The organism is Bradyrhizobium sp. LB14.3, assembly GCF_040547985.1.
Lineage (GTDB): Bacteria > Pseudomonadota > Alphaproteobacteria > Rhizobiales > Xanthobacteraceae > Bradyrhizobium.
Window position 1 is genome coordinate 229,669 of sequence record NZ_JBEPQT010000009.1, and the last position, 18,930, is coordinate 248,598.

At 65.2% G+C, this 18,930-nt stretch carries 20 protein-coding genes; 8 read left to right on the top strand and 12 right to left on the bottom strand.

Annotated elements, in window-relative coordinates; translation table 11 throughout:
• Positions 1-47 precede the first annotated feature (47 nt).
• Positions 48-1,184: an alpha-hydroxy acid oxidase gene (locus ABIB00_RS19410; protein WP_247353066.1), complete on the top strand. Its 1,137-nt coding sequence runs from the start codon at positions 48-50 to the stop codon at positions 1,182-1,184.
• Between the two features lie 118 nt (positions 1,185-1,302).
• Here the strand turns inward: ABIB00_RS19410 and ABIB00_RS19415 are convergent, their stop codons facing one another.
• From ABIB00_RS19415 to ABIB00_RS19450, 8 genes are all read right to left on the bottom strand, one after another.
• Entirely contained in the window at positions 1,303-1,932 is a 630-nt protein-coding gene (locus ABIB00_RS19415; protein ID WP_502917844.1) for a single stranded DNA-binding domain-containing protein, read from the bottom strand.
• Positions 1,933-2,005: 73 nt separating this feature from the next.
• Positions 2,006-2,632 carry a hypothetical protein gene (locus ABIB00_RS19420; RefSeq protein ID WP_247353065.1) on the bottom strand — a complete coding sequence of 209 codons (627 nt, stop codon included), beginning with the start codon at positions 2,630-2,632 and terminating at the stop codon, positions 2,006-2,008.
• A gap of 65 nt (positions 2,633-2,697) precedes the next feature.
• Positions 2,698-3,537 carry a shikimate dehydrogenase gene (locus ABIB00_RS19425; RefSeq protein ID WP_247353064.1) on the bottom strand — a complete coding sequence of 280 codons (840 nt, stop codon included), beginning with the start codon at positions 3,535-3,537 and terminating at the stop codon, positions 2,698-2,700.
• An 85-nt stretch (positions 3,538-3,622) separates the two neighbouring features.
• Positions 3,623-5,377, bottom strand: a complete 1,755-nt coding sequence (locus tag ABIB00_RS19430; RefSeq protein ID WP_247353062.1) for a SulP family inorganic anion transporter — start codon at positions 5,375-5,377, stop codon at positions 3,623-3,625.
• 90 nt (positions 5,378-5,467) lie between these two features.
• Positions 5,468-5,740 carry a helix-turn-helix domain-containing protein gene (locus ABIB00_RS19435; protein ID WP_247353060.1) on the bottom strand — a complete coding sequence of 91 codons (273 nt, stop codon included), beginning with the start codon at positions 5,738-5,740 and terminating at the stop codon, positions 5,468-5,470.
• A 175-nt stretch (positions 5,741-5,915) separates the two neighbouring features.
• Positions 5,916-7,964: an elongation factor G gene (locus tag ABIB00_RS19440; RefSeq protein ID WP_247353059.1), complete on the bottom strand. Its 2,049-nt coding sequence runs from the start codon at positions 7,962-7,964 to the stop codon at positions 5,916-5,918.
• A 138-nt stretch (positions 7,965-8,102) separates the two neighbouring features.
• A complete protein-coding gene (locus ABIB00_RS19445) occupies positions 8,103-8,582 on the bottom strand; it encodes a DUF992 domain-containing protein (RefSeq protein ID WP_247353057.1) in 480 nt (159 codons plus the stop codon).
• Positions 8,583-8,746: 164 nt separating this feature from the next.
• Positions 8,747-9,949: a pyridoxal phosphate-dependent aminotransferase gene (locus ABIB00_RS19450; protein WP_247447646.1), complete on the bottom strand. Its 1,203-nt coding sequence runs from the start codon at positions 9,947-9,949 to the stop codon at positions 8,747-8,749.
• A gap of 594 nt (positions 9,950-10,543) precedes the next feature.
• On the opposite strand from ABIB00_RS19450, the gene ABIB00_RS19455 reads away from it, so the two are divergent.
• From ABIB00_RS19455 to ABIB00_RS19480, 6 genes are all read left to right on the top strand, one after another.
• Positions 10,544-11,194, top strand: a complete 651-nt coding sequence (locus ABIB00_RS19455) for a glutathione S-transferase family protein (protein ID WP_354052594.1) — start codon at positions 10,544-10,546, stop codon at positions 11,192-11,194.
• A 156-nt stretch (positions 11,195-11,350) separates the two neighbouring features.
• A complete protein-coding gene (locus ABIB00_RS19460; RefSeq protein ID WP_247353051.1) occupies positions 11,351-11,527 on the top strand; it encodes a hypothetical protein in 177 nt (58 codons plus the stop codon).
• Positions 11,528-11,600: 73 nt separating this feature from the next.
• On the top strand, positions 11,601-11,759 hold the full coding sequence (locus ABIB00_RS19465) for a hypothetical protein (protein WP_247353050.1): 159 nt from the start codon (positions 11,601-11,603) through the stop codon (positions 11,757-11,759).
• Positions 11,760-11,888: 129 nt separating this feature from the next.
• Positions 11,889-12,701, top strand: a complete 813-nt coding sequence (locus ABIB00_RS19470) for a PAS-domain containing protein (RefSeq protein WP_354105464.1) — start codon at positions 11,889-11,891, stop codon at positions 12,699-12,701.
• Between the two features lie 66 nt (positions 12,702-12,767).
• Entirely contained in the window at positions 12,768-13,223 is a 456-nt protein-coding gene (locus ABIB00_RS19475; RefSeq protein WP_354105465.1) for a GNAT family N-acetyltransferase, read from the top strand.
• A 273-nt stretch (positions 13,224-13,496) separates the two neighbouring features.
• A complete protein-coding gene (locus ABIB00_RS19480; protein WP_354105466.1) occupies positions 13,497-14,438 on the top strand; it encodes an aldo/keto reductase in 942 nt (313 codons plus the stop codon).
• A 16-nt stretch (positions 14,439-14,454) separates the two neighbouring features.
• Here ABIB00_RS19480 and hmuQ read toward each other — a convergent pair whose 3' ends face one another.
• From hmuQ to ABIB00_RS19495, 3 genes are all read right to left on the bottom strand, one after another.
• Positions 14,455-14,778 carry a heme-degrading protein HmuQ gene (gene hmuQ, locus ABIB00_RS19485; protein WP_247353042.1) on the bottom strand — a complete coding sequence of 108 codons (324 nt, stop codon included), beginning with the start codon at positions 14,776-14,778 and terminating at the stop codon, positions 14,455-14,457.
• 79 nt (positions 14,779-14,857) lie between these two features.
• Positions 14,858-16,081, bottom strand: coding sequence for a DUF1501 domain-containing protein (locus ABIB00_RS19490; RefSeq protein WP_354105467.1), 1,224 nt, complete (start codon positions 16,079-16,081; stop codon positions 14,858-14,860).
• Positions 16,078-17,640, bottom strand: a complete 1,563-nt coding sequence (locus tag ABIB00_RS19495) for a DUF1800 domain-containing protein (protein WP_354105468.1) — start codon at positions 17,638-17,640, stop codon at positions 16,078-16,080. Before ABIB00_RS19495 ends, ABIB00_RS19490 begins: the two co-directional genes overlap by 4 nt.
• A 114-nt stretch (positions 17,641-17,754) precedes the next feature.
• Here ABIB00_RS19495 and ABIB00_RS19500 point away from each other — a divergent pair, with 114 nt between their 5' ends.
• A complete protein-coding gene (locus ABIB00_RS19500) occupies positions 17,755-17,967 on the top strand; it encodes a cysteine-rich CWC family protein (RefSeq protein WP_354105469.1) in 213 nt (70 codons plus the stop codon).
• Positions 17,968-17,982: 15 nt separating this feature from the next.
• Here the strand turns inward: ABIB00_RS19500 and ABIB00_RS19505 are convergent, their stop codons facing one another.
• Positions 17,983-18,681, bottom strand: coding sequence for a glutathione S-transferase family protein (locus ABIB00_RS19505; protein ID WP_354105470.1), 699 nt, complete (start codon positions 18,679-18,681; stop codon positions 17,983-17,985).
• Positions 18,682-18,930: the final 249 nt, after the last annotated feature.

Here is an 18,930-nt window from a genome sequence, read left to right on the forward strand (position 1 = left end):
CTCCTGATGCAAGACTCCTGATGCAAAGACGGGCCGGGGAAAAATTCATGAAGCATATCACCTGTATCGACGATCTTCGCACACTGCATCAGCGCCGCGTGCCGAAGGCGTTCTTCGATTATTGCGACCGCGGCTCCTACGCCGAGGAAACGCTGCGCGCCAACCGCGATGACATGCAGGCGATCAAGTTCCGCCAGCGCATCCTGGTCGACGTCTCCAAACGCGACACCGCGACCACGATCCTCGGCGAGTCCTCGACCATGCCGCTGATGCTCGCGCCTGTGGGCCTGCTCGGCATGCAACATGGCGATGGTGAGATTCATGCCTGCCGCGCCGCGCAAGCCGCCGGTATCCCGTTCACGCAGTCGACGATGTCGATCTGCTCGATCGAGGACATCGCGGCCAATGTCGAGAAGCCGTTCTGGTTCCAGCTCTACGTGATGAAGGACCGCGGCTTCATCAAGGAGCTGATCCAGCGCGCGATGGCCGCCAAGTGCAGCGCCCTCGTGCTCACCGTCGACCTCCAGGTCATCGGCCAGCGCCATGCCGACATCAAGAACGGCATGACGATCCCCCCCGAGTGGACGCTGTCGAAATTTTTGGATTTCGCGACCAAGCCGGCGTGGGTCTCCGGCGTGCTGCAGGGCAAGCGCCGCACCTTCGGCAACATCGCCGGCCACGTGAAGAACACCGAGGACCTCAATCGCCTCGCGGAATGGACCGCCTCGCAGTTCGACACCTCGCTGAACTGGAAGGACATCGAGTGGGTCCGCAGCATTTGGCCGGGCAAGCTCGTCATCAAGGGCATTCTGGACGTCGAGGACGCCGAGGAGGCCGCCAAGACCGGCGCGCAGGCCCTCGTCGTGTCGAACCATGGCGGCCGTCAGCTCGACGGCGCCCCGTCATCGATCGAGGTGCTGCCCGAGATCGCCGACGCGGTCGGTGACAGGATGGAGATCATGTTCGACGGCGGCATCCGCTCCGGCCAGGACGTGATGCGCGCGCTCGCGCTCGGCGCAAAGTCCTGCATGATCGGCCGCGCCTACGCCTACGGCCTGGGCGCCGGCGGTCAGGCCGGGGTCGCCAAGGCGATCGACATCATCCAGAAGGAGCTGCTCACCACCATGGGCCTGTGCGGCGTCAACAGGATCGACGAGATCGACGATCATATCATTGCGATGTGAGGCGGCGCAGGGTGGGCAAAGCGAAAGCGTGCCCACCATTTTGCTGCGATCGTGGAAAGATGGTGGGCACGGCGCTCGCGCGCCTTTACGCACCCTACGGCTCTGCCAGTTTCACGCCTCACATCGGCGGCGTCACGCCGTCCCTGCCGACATTCACCCGGTTGGCTTCCAGCGAACCATCGTCCTTCTTCGCCGCACCAAAAATGATCAGCTTGGCGCCCGGCTTGAGCTCGGATTTGTCGCTGGCGACGAAGGTGACGATCGGCGTGTCCGGCGGAACCACGACTTTCTTCTCACCGTCCTTGTACTTGACCGTGATGTTCTGGCCGTCGGTGCCCTTCACCGTCTGTGAGACCGTGGCGTTGGTCATGGTCGAGTTGGCGCGGGCGTCCCAGGGACGAAAACCTTCGGCCGCGCCGCGCTGGTTTTCGGGAAAGATGTGCACGGCGATCGCCTTCTGGGTGCCGTCGGGCTCGGGCAGGCCGGTGACGCCGATATAGGAGCCGTCCTTGATCTCCGACAACGAGGTCTTCACCACCGCGAAGACGGCAACGTTGTCGGTCATGCGCACTTTCACGTCAGTACCCTCGCGGGTCTTGATATCGAGCATGTTGCCGTCGATGCTCTCGATGGTTCCGCGGATGCGGACCGTCGGCGCCTGCTGCGCCGAGACGGATGACGTAATAACGATGCAAGCGGCGAATGCGGCCACGACGAGGCGTGGCATCCAGTTGTTCACTTTCGGCATGATATCCCTCCAGGGAGGAGCGGCGATCAATACGGCAACCCCGCGTGACCACCGCTATTCCCGGCTGCAATAATCACATCGGCGGTGTCAGACCATCGCGTCCGACGCTGACGCGGTTGGTCTCGAATGAGCCGTCCGGCAGCTGCTTCATGAAGGCGATCACCTTGGCGCCGGCCTTCAGATCGGATTTGTCGCCGGGCACGAAGGTCACCACCGGCGTGCTGTCGGCGACGAACACCTTCTTCTCGCCGTCCTTGTACTTGACCAGCAGCGTATGGCCGTCATTGCCGACCACGCTCTCCGACACGGTCGCATTGGTCATGCTGGAGTTGGGCTTGAGGTCATAGGGCCGCGAGCCCTCGCCGGTGCCGCGCATGCTCTCCGGAAACACGTGGACCTCGACCGCGTTCGCACCGCCGTCCGGTCCCGGCACGGTGGTGGCGCCGACGAAGGAGCCGGCCTTGATGTCGGCGAGTGAAATCCTCGTAATGCCTGACACGTTCACGTCGGAGGCGATGTGGAGCTTGACATCCTCACCACTGCGCGACTTGACTTGCATCGTATCGCCATTGACGCTTTCGATCGTGCCGCGCACGCGCGTCGGCACCGGCGCCCTTTGCGCAAGTGCCGAGAGGGTCGAGACGGCCACCATCGCGACGGCGATGAGCGGACGTGTGAAAGTTGCACGTTGAACAGACATGATGGTCTCCGATTGTCCCTATTGTCCCTACGGACATAGAACGCCGGAGATTACGCGCTATTCTCTCAAGTCTTTGTGAGATCGGCCTCGACCAGCGCGCGCAGCTCGGCCGTGACCTGCGGCCGCTGGCCGAACCACAGCTCGAAGCCGCGAACCGCCTGATGCAGCAGCATGCCTAGGCCGTCGGCGGTCTTCAGCCCGCGCGCCTTTGCGGCCGCCAGCAGCGGCGTCATCAGCGGAACATAGACGAGATCGGCGACCACGGCGCCATCCGGCAGGCGGGCGACTTCAACGTCGAGTGAAGGCTGACCGTGCATGCCGAGCGAGGTCGTGTTCACGAGAAGTTTTGCGCGCGGCAGGAGGCCGTTCACGCTGTCCCATGTAGCAGGATGCACGTTCGGTCCGAATTGTCTTGCAAGCGTCTCGGCCCGCGCGATGGTGCGGTTGGCGAGATGGATGCGCTTGAAGCCGCGTTCGAGCAGCCCGAACACGATCGCACGCGAGGAGCCGCCGGCGCCCAGCACCAGCGCCTCGCCGGCTGCGTCCCATCCGGGCGCGCTGGCGTCGAGATTGCCAATGAAACCCTCGACGTCGGTGTTGGTCGAGCGCAGCTCGCCGTCCGCAAACCACAGCGTGTTGGCCGCTCCGACCGCCTGCGCGCGGGCATCGGGCTTCGAGAGCTCAAGCACGCTCTCCTTGTGCGGGATGGTGACATTAGCGCCCGCGAAGCCGCGCAGTGACAGCCGCAGCACGAAGTCGCGCAAATTATCGGGTGGAACCGCCTCGATGAGATAGCCGCCCTCGATCCCGAGCGTGCGCAGCCAGTAATGGTGGATCAGCGGCGAGCGCGAATGCGCGGCCGGCCATCCGATCAGACAGGCTGCGGGAGCCTTGGTCACGGTCATCCTTCCCTGGGGAGCGTCGGAGGCGATCCATTTCGCGTCCCGCGGGCCCTGTCAAGCGCGCGGACGCCCCGGGAAGGCCGCGGCGCTAGGCCGTGCCCGCGTCATCGCCCGCGAGCTGGGCCGTGCGGCCCTTGATGTCGGCGACGGCACGCGCGATGGTCTCGCGATAACGCGCTCGCGGCGGCGTGACGCCATGGGTGAGCAGCGCGCGGCGAACCGCAGGCGATGCCCCGGTGATGAACAGCCGGATGCCCTGCCGGTGGGCTTTTGCGGCGACGCGTCCCAGCACGTTGGCCGCCGTCGAATCCAGGAACGGCACTGCGGCGAAGTCGACCACGAAGCCCTTGCGCTTGTCGGCAATGCCGTCGAGCACGCTGCCGATCGCCGAGGCGGCGCCGAAGAAGAACGCGCCGGTGATGCGATAGACCAGCACGTCGCGATCGACCGCGAGCGCGGGGTCGTAAGGCACGCGCTCGCCATTGCCGTCATCGGGACGATCGGCGGCCACCAGCGGCGAACGTTCCTCGATGCCCGTCATTTCCGCCATGCGATGGATGAACAGCACCGCGCCAAGCGCGAAGCCGACCAAAATGCCTTCGGTCAGATCGCGGAAGATGGTGAGCAGGAAAGTTGCGAGCAGCACGACGGCATCGCCCCACGACGAGCGCAGGAGCGTCGCGAATTCGTGCTTCTCTGCCATGGTCCAGGCCACCACGACGAGCACGGCGGCGAGCGCGGCCAGCGGGATGTAGCTCGCGAGCGGCGCCGCGATCAGCATGAACAGCAGCAGGAAGATCGAATGCAGCATGCCCGCGAGCGGCCCCCGCGCGCCGGCGCGGATGTTGGTCGCGGTGCGCGCGATCAGCCCGGTGACGCAGATGCCGCCGAACAGCGCCGCGCCGACATTGGCGGCGCCTTGCGCCACCAGCTCGCAATTGGAGCGGTGACGGCGTCCGGTCATGCCGTCGGCCACCACCGCCGACAGCAGCGATTCGATGGCGGCGAGCAGCGCGAAGGCGATCGCATCCGGCAGCACGGCGGTCGCCTTCGCGAGCGAGAACGCAGGCAAGGCCGGCGCGGGCAGTTCGCGCGGAATGCCGCCGAAGCGCGATCCGACGGTCTCGACCGGCAGCGACAGCACGGCACATGCGGCCGCCGCGAGCACGACCGCGATCAGGATGCCCGGCCAGGACGGCCGCCAGCGTCGCAGGCCGGCGATGATGGCAATGCTGACGATCGCGACCGCGACGGCCGACGGATTGACGGTGTGCAGCCCCCCGGCGAGCGCGACGAGTTTTGGGACGAATTCGCTCGGCTCTTTCGCGACCAGCGTGATCCCGCCGAGATCGCGCAGCTGGCTCGCGAAGATGATGACGGCGATGCCGGCCGTGAAGCCGACCGTCACCGGATACGGAATGAACTTGATATAGGTGCCGATCCGCAGGAAGCCCGCGGCGATCAGGAACAGGCCCGCCATCAGCGTGGCGAGGACCACGCCGTCAACCCCGTGACGGTCGGCGGTCGCCGCAACCAGCACAATGAAGGCGCCGGCCGGGCCGCCGATCTGGAACCGGCTGCCGCCGAGCAGTGACGCAATGAAGCCGCCGACAACAGCGGTGTAGAGTCCGCGATCCGGCGTCACGCCCGAAGCGATCGCGATCGCCATCGACAGCGGCAGCGCGACGATTGCGACCGTGAGGCCCGCGAACACATCGGCGCGGAAATCCGACAAGCCATAGCCCTCGCGCCACACGGTGACGAGCTTCGGCAGATAGAGTTCGGTAAAGGTCGGCCGACGAAGCTGGTGCAGCTTGCCTGCGTGTTCGCCTGTGATGCTCATGCCCACACCGCTCCGATGCATCGTGCGGCCGCGTATCGGGGCGCGACGGTGCGTTAGTTAAGTCTGCTCCCGAGCATGATCATTGCGGGATCACGCTCCAACCCGACGCGGCGGCCCCGGCTGTTTCAGCCGAACGCCACGTCCGCCGCCTTCGCTGCGAGCCTGTTCGCCGATCAGCTCGACGCCGGCCCGATCAAAGGCTTCGACCACCTTCATCAAGGTCTCGACCACGCCGCGAACGTTGCCGGTGCTCGCCTCCATCCGCTGAATGGTCGGCAGCGAAACGCCTGCGAGCTCCGCCAAGGCCCTCTGGTCAATGCCGAGCAGCGCGCGCGCTGCCCGCATCTGGAACGACGTGATCACCTTGGCCTCACGTATGAGAGATTATAAGTGATGTCTGGAGCATGCACAATGATGTAAAATACATCAATCCGGGCCGAGCGCAAGAGGGCGCTCGCCGCCACGGGCTGTGCGTCTCCCTCTCCCCGTAACAACGGGAAGAGGGCGAGAGCGTGCGTCTGTTACTGCGAGAGGCGGCTCACGCCGCGTGCTGATGCGCGGCGATGATCTGGTCGGCGGCGCGGCCGGTCACTTCGGCCATGTGGTCGAACTGGCGGGTGAAGCTGCCGGCGCCTGCCGTGGCCGAGCGCAGCTCGACGATCAACTCGCCGATCTCGGCTTCCGGCATCATGGCGCGGACGCAGTCCCATCCGCTCCAGCCGTCGCGGGTGTCGAAGCCGAGGATCTGGCCGCGCCGCGCCGACAGGATCGCGTTGATCTTGGCGGTGGCATCGGTCGGGCAGACGATCTCGACCACGTGGATCGGCTCCAGCAGCACCGACTGGCATAACGGAAGGCCTTCATTCAGCCCGACCCGCGCCGCCGTGCGGAAGGCGAGGTCGGAGGAATCGACGCTGTGATAGGAGCCGTCGGTCAGCGTCACCTGCAAATCGGTGACGGGGAAACCGAGCGGACCGCGTGTGAGCCCGTCGACGACGCCCTCTTCCACCGCGCCGATGTAGTTGCGCGGCACCGCGCCGCCGACCACCTTCTCGGCGAACTTGAAGCCGTCGCCGCGCGGCAGCGGCTTGATGTCGAGCACGACATCGCCGAACTGGCCGTGGCCGCCGGACTGCTTCTTGTGGCGGCCGCGCTGGACGATCGGCTTGCGGATGGTCTCCTGATAGCCGATCGCGGGAGGATGCGAGGCAACTTTGACGCCAAAGCGGTCGCGCAGCCGCTCGCTCGCGACGCGCAGGTGCATCTCGCCCTGTCCCCACAGCACGGTGTCGTGGGTCTGGGCGTTCATCACGAAGACGAGCGAAGGATCCTCCTCGTGCAGCCGCGTCAGCGCCTGGCCGAGCTTGACGTCGTCCTTGCGGTCGGTGGCCGCAACCGAGATCGCGAGCACCGGCGGCGTCGGCTCGCTGGCTGCGAGCGCAGCCGGCTGGGTCTTGCCGTTCGAGACCGTGTCGCCGGTGCTTATGGGATCGAGCTTGGCGAGCGCCACCGTGTCGCCGGCTTCCGCCGCGCCACGTTTGGTGTCGTAGGCGCCGGTGACGGCGAGGATCCCGGAGATGCGGCTGGCTCCGCCGGAGGAGGATTGCAGCGTGGCACCGTCGTCGAGATGGCCGGCGAGCAGCCGCGTCAGCGACAGCTTGCCGCCGTGCTGCGAATGCAGCGTCTTGAACACGAAGCCGAGCGCATCCCTGGTCTCGGGAACGCCGAGACGTTTTGCGGTCTCCGCGACACCGGGCGCCTCATGGCGCAGCGCTTTCATCAGGCGCAGCACGCCGTTTTCGCGTGCGGCGGCGCCTATCAGCACCGGACATATCTGCCCCTCACGCAATTCGCGGGCGAGATCGTCGAACACCGCATCGCGCGGCGGCTGGATGTCCTCGAGCAGCTGCTCCATCAGCGCATCGTCATGATCTGCGAGCTTCTCCAGCATCGAGAAGCGGGCTTCCTTCTCGCGATCGAGATCGCCGCCTTCGAGCGCGACCACTTCGGAGGCCTTGTGCTCGCGGTAGACGAACGCGCGTTCCAGCGCGAGATCGACGAAGCCCTCGATCAGCTCGTTGTTCCAGATCGGGATCTGGCGCAGCACCAGCGGCACGCGCGAGGCGGGCTGGAGTATCTCGAGCGTTTCGCGGATGCGCTTGTTGGCGCGGTCAATCTTGTTGAGGAACAGGAAACGCGGGATCTTCAGCTCCTCCAGCTCGCGCAGGATGATCTGAAGCTGCGGCAGCTTCTTCTCGTCGGCTTCGCAGACCACGATTGCGGCGTCGATCGCAGGCAGCGCGGCGCGCATGTCGTGGGCGAACTCGACGGAACCGGGACAATCGAGGAAGGTGTAGCTGTCGCCCATAAAATTCGTGGTGGCGGCAGTGAGCCCGACGGTCATCTTATGATGACGGGCTTCGGCACTGGCGTCGCCGACGGAGGTTCCGGCATCGACGCTGCCGGCGCGCGGGATCGCGCCCGTTCGCGCCAGGATTGCTTCGAGGAGTGTGGTTTTACCGCTTTGGAAAGGGCCCACCAGCGCAATGCACCGTGGACCTCGGGGACTTCTGACGTCTTGTCCCATTCGCCGCCTCCTTGGTGTGGAGCTCGGCCCATGATTGGGTCGGCAAGCGCAGATGCTCTGCCCGTCCCCGAGATTTGGCAAGCATCAAAAATCGCTGCGGTGCGTCGTCAGTGAGATCAGGTTATTGACGGCCAGCTCTTAACGACCGGGCCGAAGTTCCAGGCTCTCGAGCCCGGCCGCGACGTTGAGGCCGACTTGGCCCTGCACGCTGAGCGGCTGGAGCGCGATCGAATTGTTGGAGCCGCCGACCAGCACGTTGCCGCCGAGACCGACGCCGACCGAGGCACTACCCTGCGCACCCGCATAAGTGCCCGAGAGGTCGCCCGGTCCGAGCCGGTCGACCGGCGCGAACACGCCCCAGGCCAGCGCGGTCTCCTGGGTGATGCCGATATCGAGGCCGACTTTGCGGATGGTCGCGACGTAGCGATCCTCCGGCAAGCCCTCGGCGCGCAGGACGCAGCCGAGATTGGTCACCGATCCCACGATGAAGCCGACGCTGGCGCCGCCGCGGCATTCGAGCACGCCGACCCGCACCATCCGCTGCTGCGCGTCGGCGACCACGACCGAGGCAACGAGGCTGGCGGCGGCGATCCCGGCGAGAAGGAGTGAACGGCGCATGAAATATCTCCGGCGATGAACGTGATGCGAGCAGAGATGCACGCCTACCCGTGACGCAATGGTCTATGGCACAACATTCCCTGCGGTGCCAGATTGCGTGCAGGAATAAAAAAGGCCCGCGCGAAGCGGGCCTTTTCATTCCAGTTCGTTTCGTCGTGACAGGCTTAGCGCAGATTGCCGCAGAAGCGCTGGATGCGATTGCAGGCGTCTTCGAGGTCCGAGGTCTTGGTCGCGTAAGAGATGCGGAACGCAGGTCCAAGCCCGAACGCCGAACCCTGCACGACGGCAACGCCTTCGGTCTCGAGCAGCTCGGTCACGAATGTCTCGTCGTTGTCGATCACCTTGCCCGACGGCGCGGTCTTGCCGATCGTGCCGGCGCAGGACGGATAGACGTAGAAGGCGCCTTCGGGACGCGGGCACTCGATGCCCTTGGCCTGGTTGAGCATGGAGACGACGAGGTCGCGGCGTTCCTTGAACACCTTGTTGTTGGCGGGGATGAAGTCCTGCGGACCGTTCAGCGCCTCAACCGCCGCCCATTGCGCGATCGACGACGGGTTCGACGTCGACTGCGACTGGATCGTCGACATCGCCTTGATGAGCTGCGCCGGACCACCGGCATAGCCGATGCGCCAGCCGGTCATGCAATAGGCCTTCGACACGCCGTTCACGGTCAGCGTGCGGTCGTAGAGTTTCGGCTCGACCTGCGCGACTGTGGTGAACTGGAAGTCGTCATAGACGAGGTGCTCGTACATGTCGTCGGTCATGACCCAAACATGCGGATGCTTGACCAGCACGTCGGTGAGCGCCTTCAGCTCGGTCCTGGTGTAGGCAGCTCCCGTCGGGTTCGACGGCGAGCACAGGATCACCCATTTGGTCTTTGGCGTGATCGCGCGCTCGAGCGCATCGGCCTGGAGCTTGAAGCCGGCCGCGGCGGTGCAGACCACCGGCACCGGCTCGCCGCCGGCGAGCGCCACCATCTCGGGATAGCTGACCCAGTACGGCGCGGGGATGATCACCTCGTCGCCCGGATTGATGGTTGCCATCAGCGCGTTGTAGAGCACCTGCTTGCCGCCGGTGCCGACGATGATCTGGTTTGCCTTGTAGACGACGCCGTTCTCGCGCTGAAACTTGGCGATGATGGCTTCCTTCAACTCGGGAATGCCGTCGACCGCAGTGTACTTGGTCTTGCCGGCTTCGATGGCGCGGATCGCCGCCAGCTTGATGTTGGCGGGCGTGTCGAAGTCGGGCTCGCCGGCGCCGAGGCCGATGACGTTGCGGCCCGCCGCTTTCAGCGCACGTGCTTTATCCGTGACCGCGATGGTGGCGGACGGCTTCACACGGTCGAGCGCAGCGGCAAGGAAGGGCATCGTCATCTCCTGACAAGCGTCGTGAACCCTTTGGCCTCACGACTCCGATTGTGGGAATGAACCACCCTAAAACGAGTGCCGTTGCACCGCAAGAAACTTCGGTCCGATCTCGCAAAAGTTTACGGGTCTGGAGCGTTTCAAGACTGGATTCTTCGCAATTTTCCGCAACTTTGCCAGGCAAATCCCACATATCCGACAAGGCTTGTCCTCGGAGCAATTTGTGTGTCGGCGACAGCAGGTCGTCTTGCCCGGGCTGTCCCGGGCATCGACGTTCTTTGATGATGCAGTGAGGTCGTGGATGGCCGGGACATAGGCCGGAAGCGACGCCGTCTTTCGGGCGGCTATGCCCGGTCATAACAAGGTGAAGGCTTCAACGCACGCCTCGCGCGCAGCGATCCGCACACGAATTGACGCAAGCGTGAACTGATTTGCATGGTCGCACGGAAATGATCTTCCGCCGCGTTGCAATGCGGTAGGGTTTTCGAGTTTTTCTATTGGCGGGCCCTTGCAGCGGATTCGCATCGGCATCATTGTTTAGCCGCGTTGCAGGGCAACAAGCGCCGCGCCTTCCCGTCTTTCGGAATCATCCTCAGAATGTACAAGCTCTATTCGATGCAACGCTCGGGCAACAGCTACAAGGTCCGCCTTGCGCTGGCACTGCTGAACTTGCCTTACGAAGCGGTCGAGGTGGACATTCTGCGCGGCGAGAGCCGCACCCCGGACTTCCTGGCCAAGAACCCGTCCGGTCAGGTGCCGCTGCTCGAGGTCGGCGACGATCGCTATCTCGCCGAGTCCAACGCCATCCTCTGGTATGTCGCCGTCGGCACGCCGCTCGCGCCGGAGAACCGCATCGATCGTGCCGAAGCGCTGCAGTGGATGTTCTTTGAGCAGCACGCGTTGGAGCCGAACATCGGCGCGGCCTATTTCTGGCTGTCGCTGGTGAGGGGCGGCCGCGACCTGCAGACCCATTCGCTGGAGGACTGGATGGAGCGCGGCTATGGCGCCCTCCAGGTGATGGAAAACCACCTCAAGACCAACGCCTATTTCGCCGCCCGCCAGCTCACGGTCGCCGACATCGCGCTGTACGGTTATACCCACCTTGCCGACCGCTGCGACTTCGACCTCTCGACCTTCCCGGCGATCCGGGACTGGCTGGAGCGCGTGGAAGCGGCCCCCGGCTTCGTCGCAATGGAGTGGCGGCCGGCCGACATCGAGGACCCCGCCAGCATCGCCGCGGGCGCCTGACGGAGCGATCGCGCTCTGGCGAATAGCGGGCACAAGGGTCTTCCTTGCCGCAATCTCGCCATTTTCGGCGTGCTGGCCGCCGCAATATTGCCGGTTGCCACGGTGAAATTGTTCGATGTCGTGGGTGATTCGCTCGCGCGTTGAAGGATTTAGACCATGATACGGGCGTCCGGCGCGGCGGGCTTTCAAGGCCAACCCGCTACCGTTTCGTCTTCCCGGCTGACCAACGCGGTCGCGGCCTCGCTTGCCGTTGCCGCGCTCTCGCTGTGCCTGATCGTCACCCTGACAGTGCTGTCGACCAAGGCGACCATGGCGATGGGCCTGCCGGTCTGATTCCCGTTTCATCCTGGACCCGACTTCAAGGCGCCGCGTGCCCCGCGCCGACCGGCATCGCGACAGGACGTCGATGAAATCACCTGTGGTAGTCGTTGCGATCACCCTGACTGCGGCCATCCTCGTCGCGGCATCGCTGCTGATATTGGTCGGCACGCGCAAGGGCCCGGGGACGTCGACCCTGAACGCGCCCGCGCTGCAACAACGCGTCAAGCACGCGCACTTGGTCTAAAATCATCCGAAAGCTTTGCGCTTGGACGCAAGTCCGCATTAAGCGCGCCGCGCGAAACCGCATCGCATTGGCGCAACGATCAGTCAGTGTTGCCGCCTTACCTCGTTCAGGGAGGAGCGAGACAGCCCCATGCGGTTCGGATGGCGTGTGATCTTCGGTCCGGCGCTGACGGCAGCGACTGTGCTGCTGACGATGCTTTTCGATCGTTTTGTCCCCACGCCCTCGCCTGCGCCGCTGCTGGTCTGCATCGTGGCGCTTGCCGGCGCGCTCTCGGGCCTCGCGCCCGCCGTCGCCAGCGCAGCCGTCGCCGTCATCGGCGCGGCGCTGCTGTTGCTCAGCCAGCACGGCATTTCCGGCCTTACCACGGCGGATCTGGTTCAGCTCGGCCTCCTGGCAATGACGGCCACGGGCACCGCAGGCATCACCGGCCTGATGCGCGGGCGGCTGCTCGGCATTTTTGCCGCCGAGCGTCAGAGCCACGCCACCGCCGCGCGGCTGTCGGCCGCGCTCGACCAGGCCGATATCGGCATCGTGCTGCTCGATGCCGAGACGCGCGCCGAGTTCATCAACCGCGCGTTCCGCGATTATTTTGCGGTGCCGGACGACATCGCCGACGGCAAGCCGCCATTCATCGCGCTGATGTATCACGGCCGCGACACCGGCGCGTTCGAATTGCCCGAAGACGAGCTCGGCACCTTCATCGCACAGCGCATGGAGATGGTGCGGATCGGCGATGCCACGCCGATCAACATCGCCTTGCGCAATGGCGAGGTGTTGCGCTTCGTGTGCGCCGCGCTGCCCGATGGCGGGCGCATGTTGAGCTACACGCCCGTGACCGACCTCGTGCGGCATACCGATGCGCCGTCCCGCGCCGACTACTACCGCTCGCTGCGCGATCCCGCGGGGCGCAAGCTGATCCGCTATCTGCGCGTCGCGGAGTAGTGCGCGATTGATCAGCACGTCCATCATCAAGTATGAAGGACGCCTCATCGATCGCGGGAATTTCATATGTCGCTCACCATTCGCTCCGTCACGAGGCAGGACTACGAACAATGGCTACCGTTGTGGGACGGCTACAACGCCTTCTACGGCCGCTCGGGTCCGACTGCGCTCGCACCCGAAATCACGCGCGTGACGTGGCAGCGCTTTTTCGATGCCTATGAGCCGGTGCACGGATTGGTCGCCGAGAGCGACGGCCGCCTGCTCGGGATGACGAATTATCTCTTTCACCGCAGCACCACCGCGATCGAGCCGTCCTGCTATTTGCAGGACCTGTTCACGACTGAGGCTGCTCGCGGCAAAGGTGTCGGCTCGGCGCTGATCCACGGCGTCTACGACCGCGCGAAACTCGCGGGAGCCCCGCGCGTCTACTGGCAGACGCACGAGACCAACGTCACGGCGCAGCGCCTGTACGATAAGGTCGCCGAGCGCTCCGGCTTCATCGTCTATCGCAAGATCTTCTGATCCTCGTGATCGCGAGCCCTGTGGATAACTTTGCCTGTCACCCGCGCGTAACATGGCGGGACTAGGTTGCACCTGCGTCTGATCAGGCCCCCCGTCACCGGTCAAGCGCTCCAAGCGGTCCCCGTCAGTCGCCGCGTCTGACAGGGGCCGTTTTTTTGTCGGCAGTCCCTTGTCGGCAGTCCCTTGTCGGTATGGCAGCAACGCGGCTGGCGGCTTGCTGCTGCGGCGCACGGCGGTCACAATGCGCCGCTGCTTATCTGACAGGGATCTCCCATGGAAATTCGCAATCTCGGCGCCTCCGGCCTGCGCGTGTCTGCGGTTGGGCTCGGCTGCAACAATTTCGGACAGCGCACCGACCTGGAGACCTCGCGCAAGGTGATCCATCGCGCGCTCGATCTCGGCATCACGCTGTTCGACACCGCGGACGTCTATTCGAACATGGGTGGTTCGGAAAATGTACTCGGCGCCGTGCTGGGCGATCGCCGCAAGGACATCGTGCTGGCGACGAAATATTCCAAGCCGATGGCGGAAGACGGAACCAAGCTGGGCGCCTCGCGCCGCTACATCATGGACGCCGTGGACGCGAGCCTGAAGCGGCTGAAGACCGATTACATCGATCTTTACCAGCAGCACGATTTTGACCCACTGACGCCGATCGAGGAGAGCTTGCGCGCCCTCGACGATCTCGTCCGTCAAGGCAAGGTTCGCTACATCGGCAATTCGAACTTTCCGGCCTGGCGGGTCGCTGAGGCAGAGTACGTCGCACGCGCGATGAATGTCAGCCGCTTCATCTCCTGCCAGGACGAATACTCCCTCGTCGTGCGCGACATCGAGAAGGATCTGCTGCCGGCCGCGCAGGAATACAAGCTCGGTCTGTTACCGTTCTTCCCGCTCGCAAGCGGACTCCTGACCGGCAAATACAGAAAGGGAGAGACCGCGCCTGATGACTCCCGCTTCGGCAAGGTGCCGCGGCTGCGCGACCGCTACGTCACGCCGCGCAACGAGGACATCGTCGAGAAGCTCACGGCCTTCGCGAAGGTACGGGGCCACAGCATGCTCGAGCTCGCCTTCTCCTGGCTCGCCGCACGCCCGCAAGTGTCGAGCGTGATCGCCGGCGCGACCCGCGTCGAGCAGGTCGAGGAGAACGTGAGGGCGATCGCGTGGAAGCTCGGTGCGGATGATCTTGCCGAGATCGACAAGATCACGCTGGGCTGAACTCTGCGGCGGCGTGCTACTTCGCGCCGCGTCCCACAGTCTGCATCACCTCAAAGCCTTCGAACTGGGGATGGCCGAGATACAGCGGCTTGTTGTCGCCGGCGCGCTGATGCGCGGCACGAAACGCCTCCGACTGGGTCCAGGCCTCGAACGCGGCGTGGTTGGCCCAGATCGTGTGCGAGGCGTACAGGGTGTGGTCCTCGAGCTCGGGACCGCGCAGCAGATGAAACTCGACAAAGCCCGGCACCTTGTCCAGATGGGTATCGCGCGAAAGCCAGACCTGCTCGAAAGCGGTTTCGGAGCCTTTGGTGACGCGGAAGCGGTTCATGGCGATGTACATGGGTGATGGTCTCCTGATGTTCGGCTGATCATGTCGCCATTCCGGGACGCGCCGCAAGGCGCGAACCCGGAATGACAGTTTAGGCAACCAGCCCTTTCATCGGTCGTGCGCCTGCGCTGTCCGGGAACACCGTCTCGGCCAGCACGCGATCCGACAGGCCGAACTGTCCCTGCAGCACGCCCTTGATCACGGAGCGCAGATCGGTAGTGGGCTTGAGGTCGCGGCCCTCGTAAAGGTTGGCGAGCTTGAGGCCGGGCCAGTCGGAGATGACGCGGCCGCCCTTCACCGCGCCGCCGGCGAGCAGCGCGATCGTTCCCGTGCCGTGGTCGGTCCCGTCGGTGCCGTTGATGCGCGCGGTGCGGCCGAATTCGGTCGCGACCACGACGACGGTGTCGCGCCAGCGTTCGCCGAGGCCGCTTTCGAATTCGGCGAGCGCGCCGTCGAGCCCGCCGAGCAGGACCGCGAGACGCCCCACTGGCCCGCCCTCATTGGCGTGCGTGTCCCAGCCGTCGAAGGCGAGCGCGGCGATGCGCGGACCGTCGTCGGCCGCCATCAGTTTTGCGGCGCCGCGCGCGACCTGCCGCATCTGCACGACCGCGTTGCCGGGCTTCCGCTTCATGTCGTCGCCGCTCGCAGCCTTCTCGAGTTGAAGGCCCTGCGACAAGGCCGATGCCAGCCCCGGATCGCGGTGACGGTAGAGATCGACCAGACGCATCGCGGTGTCGTCATCGGCTTGCGGCAGCGCCACCGGCACCCAGCCGACGGTCGGCGCATTGCCGCGCAGCACCAGCGGCGTGGTCGGGCCGACCGCAAGTCCGATCGAGATACGCTCGCCGCGCGGCAGCGCTTCCAGCGCGCGGTTGAGCCAGCCGGATTGCACGCGCCCCGGGCCGGCGTAGCCGCTTTCGAGCACGTCCTGGCCGTCGAAATGCGAACGGTCGCGATAAGGCGTCGCCACCGCGTGGATCACCGTGGCATGCATGTCGCGATACATCCGCGCGAACTCAGGCATCGCCGGATGCAGCGCAAAGAAAGTATCGAGCATGATCGCGGGATGCGCACCGTCAGCGGTAAGCGCGATCGATCCGTGCAGGCCGGCATAGTCGGGGTCGCCAACCGGCGCGACGGTCGAGAGACCGTCAAGCGCGCCGCGCAGGATTACCACGATCAGCCGGGGGTCACGGCCATCGGCCGCGCGCGCGAATTTCGGCAAGTACGCCCACGCCGCGAAGGAGGCGCCGCCGAGCAGGAGGTTACGGCGCGAGATGATGAGCCGGTTCTCGACGCAGTCGATCATCGTCATCTCCTCTGCATTTCCGGCGACATCAACAGCAGCGCCAATGCTTGCTGCCGCGACTCCGCGCGCTCGATGGTGCGCCGCGTTTCGATGGAGGCAGCATCTGCCGCCGCGAATTCCAGCAGGTCGATCGGGTCGATATTGTTGCCGAGCCGCGCACCCATTTGCGCGGCGATGTCGAGCCGAAGCTTGATGCCTTCGGGCGCAGCCCAGGCGGCGCTGGTATCGGCAAAACCATTCGGCCCAGCCGGCGACCACAGCGGCTGTCCCAGCAGATTGAGATTGTTGAGATAGCTACCGGGATCCTCCGGCACGCGCGCGAGCAACCGGCCGCTGGCGATCACGAAATCGTATGGGCTGCGCATCTTGGTCAGCGGCGCCTTCCACGCGTCGTCGGAATCGACCAACGCCGTCGACATCGCCTTGAGATCGCCGTCAGTCTTGACGAAAACATCGCGCAATCGCGCCACCAACGCAGGCGGCGGATCGTCGGCGACGAAATGGCGCACGAATTTGCTGGCGATGAAATTCGCTGTCGAGGGATGGCGCGCAATGTCGGCAAGCGCGGCCTCGCCCTGCGCAAGGCCCGTCGGCTCATAGGTCTTGCCGAGCAGCATTTGCGGCCCGGGCTGGTGCGCATTGGTGTTGAACACGAACGAGCCGGGCACCCCTAACTGCCCCTGCCGGCCGGCAAAGGTCCAGCCGGTGATGATGCGCGCGAGCGAGGTGACGTCTTGCTGGGTGTAGCCGCCGCCGACGCCGAGCGTATGCAGCTCCATGATCTCGCGCGCGAGATTCTCGTTCAGCCCACGCTTGCGGTTCTGGCCCGCGCGCGAGTCCGGCCCGAGCGATTGCTGGTTGTCGAGGAAGAACAGCATCGCCGGATGTTGCTCGACGGACTTGAGCATGTCGGCGAAGCGCCCGAGCACGTTCGGCCTGATCGCCTCGCGCTCGAACGCGCCGGCCCAAATCCGCGCCAGCTCACCCTTGCTCGCGGAGATGCAGAAATGGTTGGACCAGAACACCACCAGCCGCTCGGTGAAGCCGCACTCGACCAGCGTCGCGCGCTGCAACCGCGCCAGCGCCTCGGCGCGAAAGGTCTTTTGGATGATGTTGAGCGGCTGCGGAGCGGGCTTTGCGGCGGGCGGTGTCGCCGCGTTAGGCTGCATGGCGCCTGGCTTCGCCATATTGTCGGCAGGCTTGTTGTCAGCCGGCTTGGCTTCCGCGATCTGGCCGGCAATCTCGGTCGCGACTGCATTCAGCGAGAGATTGCGACGCAATCCAGGCTTCTGATCGGCCGGCGCCTCAGTCGGCGCGCCGGCTTTGGCGGCGGCCTCGCGCGCCTGCTTGACCTGGTCCTGATAGGCGAACACGGCCTGTCCGAGCTGCGGCGTGGATTGCAGCCCTGGCGCCTCCAGCAGTACGCCATTGGGGCGGCGCAGTTCCGCCTTGACGAACCCGCGCGGATCCGAGGCCGCGTTGATGAGGTCGCCGGACGCGCCGCCGCGGGCGCCGAAGCCGAAACGGTTGAGCGCAACCAGGGCGGCTTGCGAATCGCGGGCCATCGATGTGTCCTTCGCGCGTTGCTAACCGCTTTCCGAGTCCGGGCGCGAGGCCTAATATACCGGAGCCGGAGATGAACCCGGCATGAAAATGACGGCCCAGCTTTTGCGCAAATCATGACAAATCCGCAAGAAATTCCAGTGCAGGAGCCGCGCCGCCTCGCCTGCTCCCGCTGCGGCACCGAGTTCGGTTGCGACCTCTCCGGCACCTGCTGGTGCGCGGAGGAAACGGCGCGGTTGCCGATGCCGGTCAAGGGCGAGGATTGTCTGTGCCGGGCGTGCCTGCGCAAGGCTGCGGCGGCGCGAAGCCCGGATGGAGCGCAAGCGTAATCCGGGCTACGAAGCTTAGACTGGATGCCCCGGCGATTCTCGTGCCATGCCGTCGAATGCATCCAGCAGTTTTTCGCGCCACGCATAAACCGGGTCATCGACTTCCAGCAGCCTGAACGGGCTCGTCACGCGCGACCACTGAAACCCGCCGAACACGATGTAGTCGGCATAGTTCGGCGCGGCGCCGCCGATGAAGGGCTGCTTCTTCAGGGTCTGACGCATCACCTCGAGCGATCTGCGGAACGCGACCACGCCGGCATCGCGGCCCGACATCACCTCTTCCAGACTCTTGCCGCCGAAACGCGCCTCGCGCGACTGGCGGAAATAGGCAGCGTCGACCTCGGCCAGATTCTTCGGGATGTCGGCGACGATCAGCGGAAAGATGCCGCCGACGATGGCGATGTCGCCCCAGGCATTGAGCATGCGCGCCATGGCACGGCCGCCCTCGCCACCGAACAGCGACGGGCTATCCGGAAACTGGTCTTCGAGGTAGTTCGCGATCGCCCAGGAATCGACCACCGGCTCGTCATGATGCAGCAGCACCGGAACCTTCTCCGAGCCGTGCGGCGCAATCGCGCTCTTCTCCGTGAAGCGCCAGGGCAGCGATTCCGCCGCCAACCCCTTGTGTGCCAGCGCCATCCGCGTGCGCCAGCAGAAAGGGCTGAACGGTCGCGAGGCGTCCGCGCCGACGAGTTCGTAGAGTTTGAGTGACATGGAAAGGGCCCTTAGCTGCCAGCCCCTCATCCTGAGGAGCGCGAACGCGCGTCTCGAAGGATGTAGGCCGATCTCGGCCTCGCCCTTCGAGACGCGCGCAAGGTGCGCGCTCCTCAGGGTGAGGGTCTCCTATTCTGGATTGCTCACATGGGGAATGTGTGTGTCAAGGAGAGCAGTCACCTTTTTGTTCGACTGCGGCCACCTCTTCGTCCCGACCGCGGGCTGTGCAGGATGGCGCGCGCAGATCAA

Coding starts and splice junctions, on each gene's coding strand:
- ABIB00_RS19450 (WP_247447646.1), bottom strand. CDS start 9,949: ATGCCCTTCCTTGCCGCTGCGCTCGACCGTGTGAAGCCGTCCGCCACC.
- ABIB00_RS19440 (WP_247353059.1), bottom strand. CDS start 7,964: ATGGGACAAGACGTCAGAAGTCCCCGAGGTCCACGGTGCATTGCGCTG.
- ABIB00_RS19490 (WP_354105467.1), bottom strand. CDS start 16,081: ATGACGATGATCGACTGCGTCGAGAACCGGCTCATCATCTCGCGCCGT.
- ABIB00_RS19425 (WP_247353064.1), bottom strand. CDS start 3,537: ATGACCGTGACCAAGGCTCCCGCAGCCTGTCTGATCGGATGGCCGGCC.
- ABIB00_RS19470 (WP_354105464.1), top strand. CDS start 11,889: ATGCGGTTCGGATGGCGTGTGATCTTCGGTCCGGCGCTGACGGCAGCG.
- ABIB00_RS19480 (WP_354105466.1), top strand. CDS start 13,497: ATGGAAATTCGCAATCTCGGCGCCTCCGGCCTGCGCGTGTCTGCGGTT.
- hmuQ (WP_247353042.1), bottom strand. CDS start 14,778: ATGTACATCGCCATGAACCGCTTCCGCGTCACCAAAGGCTCCGAAACC.
- ABIB00_RS19430 (WP_247353062.1), bottom strand. CDS start 5,377: ATGAGCATCACAGGCGAACACGCAGGCAAGCTGCACCAGCTTCGTCGG.
- ABIB00_RS19495 (WP_354105468.1), bottom strand. CDS start 17,640: ATGGCCCGCGATTCGCAAGCCGCCCTGGTTGCGCTCAACCGTTTCGGC.
- ABIB00_RS19415 (WP_502917844.1), bottom strand. CDS start 1,932: ATGCCGAAAGTGAACAACTGGATGCCACGCCTCGTCGTGGCCGCATTC.
- ABIB00_RS19410 (WP_247353066.1), top strand. CDS start 48: ATGAAGCATATCACCTGTATCGACGATCTTCGCACACTGCATCAGCGC.
- ABIB00_RS19475 (WP_354105465.1), top strand. CDS start 12,768: ATGTCGCTCACCATTCGCTCCGTCACGAGGCAGGACTACGAACAATGG.
- ABIB00_RS19465 (WP_247353050.1), top strand. CDS start 11,601: ATGAAATCACCTGTGGTAGTCGTTGCGATCACCCTGACTGCGGCCATC.
- ABIB00_RS19460 (WP_247353051.1), top strand. CDS start 11,351: ATGATACGGGCGTCCGGCGCGGCGGGCTTTCAAGGCCAACCCGCTACC.
- ABIB00_RS19455 (WP_354052594.1), top strand. CDS start 10,544: ATGTACAAGCTCTATTCGATGCAACGCTCGGGCAACAGCTACAAGGTC.
- ABIB00_RS19445 (WP_247353057.1), bottom strand. CDS start 8,582: ATGCGCCGTTCACTCCTTCTCGCCGGGATCGCCGCCGCCAGCCTCGTT.
- ABIB00_RS19420 (WP_247353065.1), bottom strand. CDS start 2,632: ATGTCTGTTCAACGTGCAACTTTCACACGTCCGCTCATCGCCGTCGCG.
- ABIB00_RS19500 (WP_354105469.1), top strand. CDS start 17,755: ATGACAAATCCGCAAGAAATTCCAGTGCAGGAGCCGCGCCGCCTCGCC.
- ABIB00_RS19505 (WP_354105470.1), bottom strand. CDS start 18,681: ATGTCACTCAAACTCTACGAACTCGTCGGCGCGGACGCCTCGCGACCG.